Here is a 12738-nt window from a genome sequence, read left to right as displayed (position 1 = left end):
TAGAATAAAGTTCCGGTTTTCGAAATAAAAAGACATCATGACACCCCAACCAGCCCCGTGCCCACACCCCGATGCGCCTTACTGGTGGCAGGCCGCGCCACGTCCCGCACCCACCCAAGGCACGCCCCCCACCAAGGTGGATGTCGTGGTGATCGGTTCGGGCATAACGGGACTGAACGCCGCCATTGAAATCGCGCGCGGCGGCCGGTCGGTCGTGGTGATGGAAGCCCGCTCACTGGGTTATGGCGCCAGCACGCGCAACGCCGGCTTTGTCAGCCGGGCGTTCAAACACAGTTTCGGGACAGTAAAAGAGACATACGGCCTACCTTATGCCCTGCAACTGTTCGGCGAACTCGACGCTTCCGTGCGGGCTGTCGAACGCCGGATCGCAGAGGAAAATATTGCCTGCCTGATGAACGCCAACGGTCGCTTCATGCCATGCGCCTCCACCGCGCATCTGGAGGCTTTGCTCCGCGATCTTGAAATGCAACGTACATATCTGGGGTTTGCCTACACACCCGTATCGCGCGCCGAGGTCGCAACCGAACTCGGAACGGAAAAATACGTTGGCGGGGCCATTGTTCATGGGCTGGGCGGGCTGCACCCGGGGCTTTATCATGCAGGACTGCTCGACGCCGCCCGGCGCGCTGGCGTGACACTGGTGGATAACACACCCGTGCTGTCCCTAAGCGGGCAACGCAACGCCTTTTGCGTGCGAACCCAGAGGGGTGAGATTGCCTGCCGCGATATTGTCATTGGCACGAATGGCTATACGCGTGGGCTCCTGCCCTGGCTGGACAGGCGACTGATCCCGTTCGATGCGTTCATGATCGCCACCGAACCCGTTGCGCCCGAAGTCATGGCCCGCGCCATACCCGGTGGCAAGGTTGCGATCGATTCCAACCACAACGCGCTGTTTGTCCGCCCATCCCCCGACGGCTCGCGCGTCCTGTTCGGGGGTTTGACAGGCTCGCCCCCTGCAAACCTCATGGACAGGGGACGCCACCTGCAAACCATGCTCGGCACTCTTATTCCATCCCTGGCCGAGACCGGGCTCGATACGGTCTGGACCGGGCAATGTGCCGCGACATTCGACCTGTTCCCGCATATGGGCTGCCGGGACGGACTCTGGTTTGCGGCAGGGTACTGCTTTGTGGGTGTGCCCATGGGAACGTATCTGGGCACCAAACTGGGGCGGGCCGTACTTGGCCATAAGGACGCCGCAAGCGTGTTCGCGGACAAGGCTTTTCGCACATTGCCATTCTACAACGGGCGGCCATGGTTTGTGCCCCTGCTCACACGCTACTGGCAACGCCAGGACGCCCGCACACCCTCGGGCGCGATTGCGGCCTGAAACCACACCAGGAGATGCCCCATGACTGGAACAACCGTACCCGCCGCCGACCTGCCCCGCGTCACATATGCCAATACCGGGGTGGACCTGACCCCGTTACATGACTTTCTGGACACAAGGCTGCCCGAGTTCAAAGCCCGGATACTGGGCGGCACGTATACCAACTGCATCAACGGCCAGAGCGATACGGACGGCACATCGTTTACGGTCCATAGCCCGATCGACGGCGTGACCGAACTGGGCTCTTTTATCGCCGCGTCCGAACAGGCCGTGGGCAGGGCGGTCGGGGCGGCACAGGACGCGTTCCTCGCATGGAACGCCATGGGGTGGGAAGCCCGCGTGGCGCTCCTGCGTGCCTGGGCAAAAATCCTGTATGCCCGGAAATACGACCTCGCTTTGGCAGCCCTGTTCGAAGTCGGCAAATCCCGCGTCGAAGCATTGGGCGAAGCCGATGAAGTCTTCGACATGGTGAGCTATTACTGCGACGAAATGGAACGGCACAAAGGCTACGTAACCCCGCTGAACCGCGTATTTCCGCACGAGAGCACGCTCAGCATCCTTCGCCCGCTCGGTGTGTTCGGCGTGATTTCGCCCTTCAATTATCCCGCCGCCCTGCTGATCGGCATGAGCGCGGGCGCTCTGGTGACAGGCAATACCGTCGTCATGAAACCCTCGGAAGGCTGCACGCTGAGCGCACGGATTGTCATGGACACCCTGACCGCAGCCGGCATACCAGCGGGGGTCGTCAACCTGGTAGCAGGAGGAGCCCGGACAGGAGCTGCTTTAGTCGAACATCCCGGCATTGCGGGGGTAGCGTTCACGGGGTCGTATCGTACGGGCATGCATATTTTGCGGCTGGTCAACGCCGGACCTTATGCACGCCCGGTCATTGCCGAAATGGGCGGGAAAAACCCCGCCTACGTAACCGCAAACGCGGATCTGGCCAAAGCCGCGCAAGGTGTCGCGCGTTCGGCGTTCGGTCTACAGGGGCAGAAATGCAGCGCCTGTTCCGTCGTATACGTGGACGAAACGGTCAGGGACGCGTTTACCGAGCACCTGCGCGCCTATACCGCCACACTCGTCATAGGCAATCCTGAACGGCGTGAGACATTTCTGGGCCCGGTCTACAATGGGGCAGCCGCGCACCGCATGACGCAGGCGCTGGACGCGGCTCGCGGGCAGGGGAGCATTCTGTTTGGCGGCAAGCGAGCCGATGTGCCTGCCGACCTGCAAGGAGGCCACTATTTCGAGCCGACACTGGTTGCGGTCGAGAAAGGTCACGCCCTGACGCGGGACGAACAGTTCCTGCCATTGCTGGCCCTGCGCACATTCACCCGCCTTGAAAGCGCCATCGCTGAAGGGAACGACGTGCTGTACGGACTTGCCGCCGGCATTTATACCGAAGATGCGACCGAACTTGAGTGTTTTCTGAACAGGACCGAAGCTGGCGCGCTCTATGCCAACCGCGCCAGCGGGGCAACAACGGGCGCATGGCCGGGGGTCCAGAGCTTCTGCGGCTGGAAAGGGTCGGGCGTTACCCTTAAAGGCGGTCTTGGCCCGCACTACCTGCCGCAGTTCATGCGTGAACAGTCACGCACGGTCATGGAAGACTGACGACACACCCGGGTATATCGGCATAATACACCTATGGTGGCCTGTTCATGCCGGGCCGTGGCGTTTATCCAGATATGTGGCCCCAAACGTTCAGGAACGACACCAGAAAGACAATGCCAGAGCCCTCGATCCAGCCCGCCAAGGCCGATGAAAAGCCGCTTGAGCGCTATTTCCGCATCCTTGAGGTGGTGTCGGCGTTCCCGTCGGGGATCGGGCTTGGGCAGATTGCCGACATTGTGGACCTGCCCAAACCCACGGTTCACCGCCTGCTCAAAGGACTTGGTGAAAGCCGTCTGCTTGCCAGCCACCCCACAGCCCCGCAGCTTTACGTAACAGGGGCAAGAATACTGCGCCTGCTCTATACCAGCGCCGGAGCGGACTGGATTGAGACCGTCACACGCAGCGTGCTGGGCGACATTGCCGGGCAAACAGGCCAGACCTGCTACATCGCCAAATTCGAGGATCTCAAAATCCGCTCTGTCGCCATGGTCACGCCAGACAATCCATCAAGCGGATATGTCGTGCCCGGTCGGCACCTTACAATCCATTGTGCATCTTCCGCCAAGGCAATCCTGGCCTTTCAGGACCCGGCCCTTGTACGCCGTATTCTGCCTTACCCCCTGCCACGCCTGACTGACAAAACCATAACGGATGTTGAAGACCTGTTCGCGGAATTCACCGCCATCAGGGAGGGAGCCGCAGCCATATGCGACGGAGAGGATTATCAGGGTTTCGGGGGGCTGGCCTATCCGGTCCACCTGCCGGAGGTCGGGGTTATTTTCAGCCTGGCCCTTACGGGTGGTGTCGCGTCTTTGCTGGGTGAAAAGCGTGCAGGATACGAACAGGTGCTCAAAGCAGGGGCGCAACGCATTGCCGTAGCGCTGGCGGCAGGCTCCGCGCAGCAATAGCCGACTGGGCATACGCCATTCCGCAAGACCAAAAAAAAGCCCGGCGCTGCAAAGCACCGGGCTTTTTCCTGCATGGCGTATGGCCCACCGCGCGGGGCGGGCCACCCATAGCTGAACGGTTCGAGAGCCGGCTGTTCAGAACGGTGCGTCGATATCCACAACGTCGATCAGTTTGTGGTTCACGAATTCCTTGATCCCCAGACCGATCAGTTCACGACCGTAGCCCGAACGCGCCACGCCACCGAAGGGCAGATCCGCCTTGACCATGGTCGGGTGGTTGACGAACACCATGCCCGTATAGATCCGCCGCGCCACGGCCACACCGCGTTCAGTATTGCGCGTAAAGACGGAACCACCCAGACCGTAGGGTGAATCGTTGGCGATCCGCACCGCGTCGTTTTCGTCGCTGGCGCGGTAAAGCTGTGTCACCGGGCCGAAGAATTCCCAATGGCGGGCCGGGTTTTTCTCCAGATTGGTCATCAGCAGCGGGCGGAAAAACGCGCCTTTCTCGGGAACGGGAGCCCCGATCACCTCGACCACCGCGCCGAGTTCGCGGGCCTGTTCCACCTGCGCCAGCAGGTCGTCAGCCGCCTTCTGCGAAGAAAGCGGTGCCAGCGTGGTCTCGGGCGCCATCGGGTCACCCGCGCGCAGTTCCGCAACGCCTTTTTTGTACAGTTCCACGAACTGATCGTAGATCGCATCGGCCACAATCAGGCGCTTGGCCGACACGCAGACCTGGCCGGAGTTCCAGTGACGGCCGAACACGGCCCATTTCACGGCTTTTTCCAGATCGGCATCGTCCAGAACGATAAACGCGTCCGAACCACCCAGCTCCATTGTCGCCTTCTTCAGCGCCTTGCCTGCGACGGACGCAACAATCGCACCAGCCCCTTCGGAGCCGGTCAGGGCCACGCCGCACACGCGGGGGTCGTTCAGCACGGTTTCGGTATGGTGACGTGCCAGATAGAGGTTGCGGAACACACCTGCGGGCAGGCCTGCTTTCTGCATCAGGTCATCAAAGGCGGCAGCGCTCTGCGGAACATTCGAGGCATGCTTGAGCAGCACGGTGTTCCCGGCGGAAAGCTGCGGCGCAATGATACGTGCAATCTGGTAATACGGGAAATTCCACGGCTCGATCGCGAGCACAATGCCCTGCGGCTCATGCACAAGCATGGCGTCGCCCTCGGCCTGGTTTTTGACCGGCAGCGCCTCGGGGGCCAGCAGGCGTTCAGCGTGTTCGGCGTAATATTCGAAAATTTCGGCAGAAAGAATGACTTCGGCTTTCGCTTCCGAAAGAAGCTTGCCCATTTCCAGCGTCAGAATAGCCGCGTACTGGTCAAGATTGTCGCGCAGGATGGTCGCTGCAGCAGTCATGACCTTTGCACGTTCCGCGAACGGGGTTTCCCGCCAGTCCAGAAACGCGGTGTAAGCGCCGTCGAGCGCCGCCTGCACCTCCTGATCGGTCGCGTTTTCAAAAACCTTCAGTGTTTCGCCGGTATATGGATTGGTTGTGGCGTAAGCCATAAAAGTAGAACTCCCTCTTCAATATCCTCCTTACAATGCGGCAGCCAGCAAAAAGCCGATAGAGCAATTCTGCCCAGTTCTTGCCTGATCCTCTCGCACGGAGCACAAGAGCACGCGGGCATATCAGCAAGCAGGGGCGCACCGCCTTGCCTTATCCTGCCTTTTCTGAAAGGCTGCCCCAAAAGCCCCATGCCAGTTCATGCAATGCTTTACCAGCACAGGGGCCACAAACCGCCCGTTCAGGAAAGACATGACAGACCACCTGACCGAACTGCAGACCCTGGTGTCACGGCACTGCACGGCACCCGCGCAGGCCACCGCCATTGACGAGCTGACACTTTACCGGGCCGATGCTGTCAGTGAACCGCTCGTTTTCGTTTTCGAACCCAGGATTTACGTTATCGTCCAGGGTCGCCAACAGGTCATGCTGCGCGACAAGGTATTCGATTACGACGCCAGCCATTACCTGGTCACGGCGGTCGACCTGCCGGTTGCAGGCTGCATTACACAGGCCACAACCGAAAAGCCCTATCTGGCCTTGTGCCTGAGCGTGGACCCGGCACAGATTGCCGAACTGCTTCTGGTGGTCAACGACCGGCAGGTCGACCCCAATCAGGCCTGTATCATGGGCATGGGGCTGAGCCCGCTGAACGCCAATATCACCGACCCGCTGCTACGGCTGATGCGGCTTCTGGACACGCCGGATGATATTCCCATCCTCAAACCCATGATCATGCGCGAACTGCTTTACAGACTGCTCCAGGGCGATCAGGGCTGCGCATTGCGCCAGATTGCCACGGCGGGCAGCGCCCTGTCGCAGATCAACCGGGCCATTCACTGGATCACTCTGCATTTTGCGGAACCATTCGACATTGCCACGGTAGCGGGAATCGCAGGTATGAGCCTGTCGACATTCCACCGGCATTTCCGCTCGGCCACCAACATGAGCCCGCTGCAATATCGCACGCAGTTACGCCTGCAGGAAGCGCGCCGCCGTATGGTCAGCGAAAAGATAGACGCCGCCGAAGCGGGCTTTGCCGTAGGGTACGAAAGTCCATCCCAGTTCAGCCGCGAATACCGGCGCATGTTCGGCCGCCCTCCAGCACAGGACACACATTCGAGACGCGCAAGCCAGGACCAGGAGGAAAGAGACAGCCAGCAGGCAGTGTAAAAACGCAGCCGCAGAATAGCGGCCCGAAACGGGCGGCACAGACAGCTTGAGGGCCAAATACACGCTGGATGCGTGGCGTGGGCTACCGGGGATTAGTCGGGAAGGGGGAAACTGCCTGTCCATTTTCCAGGAGAAAATGGAGGTCCGGGCGGGAATCGAACCCACATACGCGGATTTGCAGTCCGCTACATCACCATTCTGCCACCGGACCGTGGTGCAGTTGGGTGCCTTATCTCCCGTTCCATGCCTTTGGTCAAGACGTTGTGTCGTGCGATTCTCAAATCAATATGTCACACATAAGTGGTGCGGCCCGTATCTCCGGCAGGAAGAGGCGCGCCCGAACGGATAGCATGCCCACATGGCATGCCGAGCCCAGAAGCCAGGAGAGGGTGACGCTACGTGACAGTCCATGCAGCAGCCGAGGTACCGACAGACATGTCCCAAACCGGGCAGGATATATGGGCAGAAGCCCGTAACCTGATGGTGGACGACCAGCTCCGCCCATCAGAAATCAGCAATCCGGGGCTGCTCAAGGCCATGCGGGCTCTCCCCCGTGAAGACTGCGTGCAGCCAGCCCAGCGCGCCGCAGCCTATGCCGACCTCAGCCTGCCGCTGGCCCCCGGCCGCGTTCTGGCGCAACCGCTCCTGACGGCCCGCGTCATACAGGCAGCCGACCCCCAGCCTGGCGAACACGCGCTGGTGGTGGGCGCCTCGACCGGGTACGCCGCCGGCCTGCTCGCACAGTTGGGGCTTGTTGTTTCGGCGCTGGAATCCGACGAAAAGCTCGCCGCCCAGGGGCAGGCCTTCTGCAAGGCCAATGCTCTGCCGGTGCAGTGGGTCGTGGGTCCGCTGGGTGCTGGCGTACCCGCGAACGGCCCCTACGACCTGATCTATTTTGACGGATGTGTCAGCGCCGTTCCGGATTTTTGCATGAAACAGCTCAAGCCCGATGGCCGTCTGGCTGGCCTTATCCAGAACAATGCCGATATTCCCGAGATTTTCCGCGCGACACTGGCTGGCGGGCAGCACCCGCAATTCGCCTTTACCTACCTGTCCAAAGCGCATAGCCCGCTTCTGCCCGGTCTTTCCCCACATCGGCAGTTTTCGCTTTAAGGCCAGGGGGCCTGTTGCCGTGCCGCGTTGCCTGCCATGACCTGGGGGCATCTTTGCCTGCGGGTTACTAATTGGTAGTCATTGCCATGTTTTAATGGCATGAGCGTTGCCAGGGCAGCATTACGGTCACGGAAGCGGGAGAGCGAGATGCGGCGTATTTGCGGAACGGGAGCAGGTCTTGCAATGCTCCTGTACGGCACTGCGGCATGGCCGCAGAAATACGATGGCAGCGGCTCGCCCTCGTTCATTCCCCATACGCTGCAGCAGGCCCTGGCTGCGGCGTATCTGACCAACCCCACCCTGCAGGAAGCCCGCGCAACCCTGCGCGCGACGGACGAACAGGTTCCGACCGCCCTCGCGGGCTGGCGGCCCACCCTGACCAGCAACGTCGGCCTTACCTATTACAAGGGCTTCAACAACTACGAGGGCACACCCGACAACCCCGCTTCGGCCTATATGCGGCGCTACGACACCACGGGCTACAACGCGGGTGTCACGATCACCGAACCGCTTTATACCGGCGGTAAAACCACCGCGAGCACACATCAGGCTGTCAACCGTGTCATGGCGGCGCGGGCGCACCTGATCTCGGTGGAGCAGCAGATATTCATGCAGGTGGTCAACGCCTATGTGGGCGTGATCGAGAACGAGCAGCTCCTGCAACTCGACATCAACAACGAGCGCGTGCTCGAACAGCAGCTCCGCGCCACGAACGAGCGCTTCCATGTGGGGGAAATTACCCGCACCGACGTAGCCCAGGCTGAATCGGCCTATGCCACGGCCACGGCCACCCGCCAGGAGCAGGAAGGCACGCTGCAGACGGCACAGGCCACCTACATGCAGACTGTCGGCATGGCGCCCCCCCCAAACCTGGTGCCACCGCAACCGCTCGTGCTGCCGGTCAGGGACCCGCAATCGGCCGCGGCCATGGCGGTCCGGAACAATCCCGACGTGATCAACGCGCTGTTTACCGAGGCGTCGCAAAAAGATGCGGTAGGCGTCGCGATGGCCGCGATCATGCCCAAGGTCAATGCGTCACTGGGCTATCAGCACATGGTCAACCAGAGCTTGGGCCACCAGGTCGACGAAAACAAATACGCGACCATCAATTTCAATATCCCGCTCTATCAGGGCGGGTCGGAATACGCGGCCGTCCGCCAGGCCAAGCAGCAGATGGAAGCATCCCACAGGGACGTTGACGTCCAGCGCCGGACCGCGGCGCAAGGGGCGGTGTCGAACTGGCAGAAACTGCGGTCATACCAAGCCGCCATCGACAGCAACCGTGTTGCCATCAAAGCTGGCGTCGTCGCACTGGACGGGGTTGAAAGACAGGCCATTGTCGGCACAAGCACGACACTGGAAGTGCTGCAGCAGCAGGCAACGCTGCTGATGGCCCAGGTCGCGCTGGTGCAGAATCTGAGCAACATGGTTCTGTCGTCATATAGCGTGGCGGCTGCCATCGGGCGGCTGACAGCAGCCGACCTCAAGCTGAATGTACCCCTTTATGATGACAAGGCGTACTATAATGCGGTAAAGGATCGCTTGTGGGGGTTGAGCGACCAAGCGCTCAACCAGCCTGGTCGGTAGCGATCAACCAGAACTGGCAGGGATGTTTTTATGGCGTCGTCTCAGGACCCGTCGGAAGAGGCTGACAAGACAACAGGCGGCGTGACCCCGCCCGCCCATTCGGCAGTGCCCGACCAGCAGGGCAACACCGAACTGGTGCCAGACAACGATGAGGATGACGACGACATTCTGCTTTTGTCTCCATCCATGATGGAGCACGAAGGCACGGATAGCGCTCAGTCCTCTCTTGTGCAGCCCGCCTCAGTAGCTCATGATGACGCAGTATTGTCCGTGAGCGATCTGAGGCAGATCGAACTTAGCAAGAAAGCTGAAAAAACGATGTCTGGTCCGCTGCCCATTCCGCTGAATGACGAAACGGTATCCGATACCGCGAATTCATTTGTAGTCCTTCAGAAAACATTGCAGGACAAATATCTCAGAGAACATGAGGAGAGAAAAGTGGCTATCACGCATGAAGGGTCTCTGACTGTCGAAGACATCGTGCGCCAGGAAGTGCGCGTTTTTCTCAAGAAATGGCTCGACGCGCATCTTGCCGGTATTGTGCAGGCCGCTGTCCGCAAGGAAGTCGAGCGTCTGACACAGCGCAGTATGTAAGCACCACGGGACATCAGCCTGTCATTTTCCTGACAGGGCAGGCTGACGCGCCCGTTCTGCGGTGAAAGCTCTGCAAGGCGGAGGCAGTCTATGCCTGCCGCCTTTTTTGACGTGGTATGGTTGGATCGAGATGCTGAACAAGACTTTTGACCCCGCACAGACAGAACAGCGGCTGTACGAACTGTGGGAAAGCCGCAAGGCGTTTTCCGCCAATCCGCAAAGCGGCAAAAAGCCGTTCACCATCATGATCCCGCCCCCCAATGTCACCGGCACGCTCCATATGGGCCATGCTCTGACCATGACCCTGCAGGATACGCTGATCCGCTGGAAACGCATGCAGGGGTACGACACCCTGTGGCAGCCGGGAACCGACCATGCCGGGATCGCCACCCAGATGGTGGTGGAACGCACATTGCCCGAAGGCAGCAAGAGCCGTCAGGCCATGGGACGTGACGCCTTTGTGGAACGGGTCTGGCAGTGGAAAGAAGAATCGGGCGGTGGCATTACGCGGCAGCTACGCAGGCTTGGCGCCTCGCTCGACTGGCCGCGCGAACGCTTTACCATGGATGAAGGCCTGTCCCGCGCCGTGCGGGAGGTTTTTGTCAGCCTGTTCCGCGAGGGGTTGATCTATCGCGACCGCCGCCTTGTGAACTGGGACCCCGTCTTCCGTTCCGCCATTTCCGACCTGGAGGTGGAAAGCAAGGACGTCGCGGGGTCGCTTTGGTATATCCGCTACCCGGTCGAAGGCCAGCCCGGCACCACCCTGACCGTTGCCACCACCCGGCCTGAAACCATGCTGGGCGACACGGCGGTTGCCGTTCACCCCGAGGACGAACGCTACACAGCACTGATCGGCCAGTCCGTACGCCTGCCGCTGACCGGCCGATTGATCCCCATCGTGGCCGATACCTATTCCGACCCCGAAAAAGGCACCGGCGCGGTCAAGATCACGCCAGCGCACGACTTCAACGACTTTGAAGTCGGCCGCCGCCATAACCTGCCCATGCTTGGTGTACTGGACGAAAATGCCCGGATCACCCTGGAAGACATCGAGGGCGACCTGACCGCCGTGGACGGCCTGGCCGACCCGGCATTCGTGCGCACGCTGGCAGGTCTTTCCCGCGAAGACGCCCGCAAGGCCATTGTCAGCCAGTTGGAAGAGACAGGCTGGCTGGAAAAAATCGAGCCGCATCGCCACCAGGTTCCCCATGCCGAGCGGGGCGGGGCGGTTATCGAACCGCGCCTGACCACGCAGTGGTATTGCGACGCCGGCAAGCTTGCCGGCCCGGCAATGGAGGCGGTGACGTCCGGCCGCACGAGCTTTGTGCCCAAACAGTGGGAAAATACGTTTTTCGCCTGGATGCGCGACATCCAGCCCTGGTGTATTTCCCGCCAGCTCTGGTGGGGGCACCGCATTCCCGCTTGGTACGGGCCGGACGATCATGTCTTCGTCGCCCATGACGAAGCCGACGCACAGGCTCAGGCGGCAGCCCATTACGGTACCACAGAACCCCTCCGCCGGGATGAGGACGTGCTGGACACATGGTTCTCGTCCGGTCTGTGGCCCTTTTCAACCCTGGGCTGGCCGGACAGGACACCCGAGCTGGAGCGCTATTACCCGACCGACGTGCTGGTAACGGGTTTTGACATCATCTTCTTCTGGGTCGCCCGGATGATGATGATGGGCCAGCATTTCATGGGGGATGTGCCTTTCCGCCACATCTTCATCCACGGCCTGGTGCGTGACGAGCACGGGCAGAAAATGTCCAAGAGCAAGGGCAATGGCATCGACCCCCTCGAACTGATCGAGGAATACGGGGCGGACGCCATGCGCTTTACGATCTGTGCGCTGACAGGCATCGGCCGTGACGTCAAACTGGGTCGCAAGCGGGTCGAAGACTATCGCGGGTTCATGACCAAGTTGTGGAACGCCGCGCGTTTCTGCGAAATGAACGGCGTAAAGCCGCAACCCGATTTTGACCCGCAGACCGTGCGCTCGGCCCTGGGCCGCTGGATCCTGGCCGAAGCCAACACCGCCATTACGGATGCGACAAAAGCGCTGGAAACATACCGTTTCGACGAATACGCGCAAAGCTGTTACCGCTTTGTCTGGAACCGGTTCTGTGACTGGTTCCTTGAATTCGCAAAGCCTGTCTTTACCTCGGACAATGCGGCCGACGCAGCCGAAATCCGCGCCGTGGCGGCCCATGTACTGGGCATCATCCTGAAACTGCTGCAACCGGTCGTGCCCTTCGTCACCGACACGCTGTGGCATGCCTTCGACTTCGGGGCGGAAGGCAGCCTGATCGACGCGCCCTGGCCACAGCCGGTCACCGTAACCGACGCGGCTGAAGCCAGTGCCGAATGCGACCAGATGATCCGCCTTATCAGCGAAATCCGCACGGTCCGTTCGGAAATGAACATCCCACCGTCACGACTGGTGCCGGTCCTGCTCAAGGACTCCAGCAGCCAGACGCTCGAACGTGTACAGCGCTGGCAGGATTCGCTTTGCCGCATGGCCCGTATCGAGACAATCGGCCCGCTGACAGGGGACGTGCCACAAGGTGCAGCGCAGGCCGTGGTGGATGAAACAACCGCCATTCTGCCTCTGGCGGGGCTGATCGACCTGAAAGCCGAGCGTGAGCGTCTGGAAAAGGAACTGGCCAAGGCACAGGACGAAGTTTCCAAAACCGAAAAAAAACTTGGGAACGAGAACTTCGTCAGCCGCGCCAAACCGGAAGTGGTTCAGGAAATGCGCGACCGGCTGGAAAGCCAGAGCGGGGAATGCCTGCGACTTAAAGCAGCCCTCGCGCGGATTGGCTGACATGCTAAGGTACTCTCCCACGCTAGGGGACGGGTACCGCCACCTGGCG

At 60.8% G+C, this 12738-nt stretch carries 9 protein-coding genes and 1 tRNA gene; 8 read left to right on the top strand and 2 right to left on the bottom strand.

Features of this window, described 5'->3' with window-relative positions; translation table 11 throughout:
• The first annotated feature begins 37 nt into the window (after window positions 1-37).
• The 3 genes from ABF990_RS01480 (at window position 38) to ABF990_RS01470 (ending at window position 3876) form a co-directional block, all read left to right on the top strand.
• Window positions 38-1354 carry an NAD(P)/FAD-dependent oxidoreductase gene (locus ABF990_RS01480; RefSeq protein ID WP_415499854.1) on the top strand — a complete coding sequence of 439 codons (1317 nt, stop codon included), beginning with the start codon at window positions 38-40 and terminating at the stop codon, window positions 1352-1354.
• 21 nt (window positions 1355-1375) lie between these two features.
• A complete protein-coding gene (locus tag ABF990_RS01475; RefSeq protein WP_415499855.1) occupies window positions 1376-2968 on the top strand; it encodes an aldehyde dehydrogenase family protein in 1593 nt (530 codons plus the stop codon).
• Window positions 2969-3081: 113 nt separating this feature from the next.
• Window positions 3082-3876, top strand: a complete 795-nt coding sequence (locus ABF990_RS01470) for an IclR family transcriptional regulator (RefSeq protein ID WP_415499856.1) — start codon at window positions 3082-3084, stop codon at window positions 3874-3876.
• 135 nt (window positions 3877-4011) lie between these two features.
• Here the strand turns inward: ABF990_RS01470 and ABF990_RS01465 are convergent, their stop codons facing one another.
• Window positions 4012-5400, bottom strand: a complete 1389-nt coding sequence (locus ABF990_RS01465) for an NAD-dependent succinate-semialdehyde dehydrogenase (protein WP_415499857.1) — start codon at window positions 5398-5400, stop codon at window positions 4012-4014.
• Window positions 5401-5650: 250 nt separating this feature from the next.
• On the opposite strand from ABF990_RS01465, the gene ABF990_RS01460 reads away from it, so the two are divergent.
• On the top strand, window positions 5651-6571 hold the full coding sequence (locus ABF990_RS01460) for an AraC family transcriptional regulator N-terminal domain-containing protein (protein WP_415490088.1): 921 nt from the start codon (window positions 5651-5653) through the stop codon (window positions 6569-6571).
• Between the two features lie 137 nt (window positions 6572-6708).
• On the opposite strand, the gene ABF990_RS01455 is transcribed toward ABF990_RS01460, so the two are convergent.
• A tRNA-Cys gene (locus ABF990_RS01455) sits at window positions 6709-6782 on the bottom strand.
• Between the two features lie 224 nt (window positions 6783-7006).
• Here ABF990_RS01455 and ABF990_RS01450 point away from each other — a divergent pair.
• The 4 genes from ABF990_RS01450 to ABF990_RS01435 all read left to right on the top strand — a co-directional run bounded on the left by ABF990_RS01450 (window position 7007) and on the right by ABF990_RS01435 (window position 12689).
• The gene (locus ABF990_RS01450; protein ID WP_415499858.1) at window positions 7007-7684 is read left to right on the top strand and encodes a protein-L-isoaspartate O-methyltransferase family protein; all 678 of its coding nucleotides are present in this window, start codon (window positions 7007-7009) and stop codon (window positions 7682-7684) included.
• Window positions 7685-7831: 147 nt separating this feature from the next.
• Window positions 7832-9271, top strand: a complete 1440-nt coding sequence (locus ABF990_RS01445) for a TolC family outer membrane protein (RefSeq protein WP_415490086.1) — start codon at window positions 7832-7834, stop codon at window positions 9269-9271.
• A 30-nt stretch (window positions 9272-9301) separates the two neighbouring features.
• Window positions 9302-9865 (top strand): DUF2497 domain-containing protein, encoded by a 564-nt coding sequence (locus ABF990_RS01440; RefSeq protein WP_415499859.1) that lies wholly within the window; start codon window positions 9302-9304, stop codon window positions 9863-9865.
• Between the two features lie 130 nt (window positions 9866-9995).
• Window positions 9996-12689: a valine--tRNA ligase gene (locus tag ABF990_RS01435; protein ID WP_415490083.1), complete on the top strand. Its 2694-nt coding sequence runs from the start codon at window positions 9996-9998 to the stop codon at window positions 12687-12689.
• Window positions 12690-12738 lie beyond the last annotated feature (49 nt).

Origin of the sequence: Acetobacter sp. (genome assembly GCF_047723915.1) — a bacterium.
Taxonomy (GTDB): Bacteria; Pseudomonadota; Alphaproteobacteria; order Acetobacterales; family Acetobacteraceae; genus Acetobacter.
The sequence above is the reverse complement of the archived record's forward strand: the minus strand, read 5'-3'. Positions and strand labels throughout refer to the sequence as shown.

What these genes read in the sequence shown, in the direction of transcription:
- ABF990_RS01460 (WP_415490088.1), top strand. Translation starts at nt 5,651, where the DNA reads ATGACAGACCACCTGACCGAACTGCAGACCCTGGTGTCACGGCACTGC.
- ABF990_RS01450 (WP_415499858.1), top strand. Translation starts at nt 7,007, where the DNA reads ATGTCCCAAACCGGGCAGGATATATGGGCAGAAGCCCGTAACCTGATG.
- ABF990_RS01475 (WP_415499855.1), top strand. Translation starts at nt 1,376, where the DNA reads ATGACTGGAACAACCGTACCCGCCGCCGACCTGCCCCGCGTCACATAT.
- ABF990_RS01435 (WP_415490083.1), top strand. Translation starts at nt 9,996, where the DNA reads ATGCTGAACAAGACTTTTGACCCCGCACAGACAGAACAGCGGCTGTAC.
- ABF990_RS01440 (WP_415499859.1), top strand. Translation starts at nt 9,302, where the DNA reads ATGGCGTCGTCTCAGGACCCGTCGGAAGAGGCTGACAAGACAACAGGC.
- ABF990_RS01465 (WP_415499857.1), bottom strand. Translation starts at nt 5,400, where the DNA reads ATGGCTTACGCCACAACCAATCCATATACCGGCGAAACACTGAAGGTT.
- ABF990_RS01480 (WP_415499854.1), top strand. Translation starts at nt 38, where the DNA reads ATGACACCCCAACCAGCCCCGTGCCCACACCCCGATGCGCCTTACTGG.
- ABF990_RS01470 (WP_415499856.1), top strand. Translation starts at nt 3,082, where the DNA reads ATGCCAGAGCCCTCGATCCAGCCCGCCAAGGCCGATGAAAAGCCGCTT.
- ABF990_RS01445 (WP_415490086.1), top strand. Translation starts at nt 7,832, where the DNA reads ATGCGGCGTATTTGCGGAACGGGAGCAGGTCTTGCAATGCTCCTGTAC.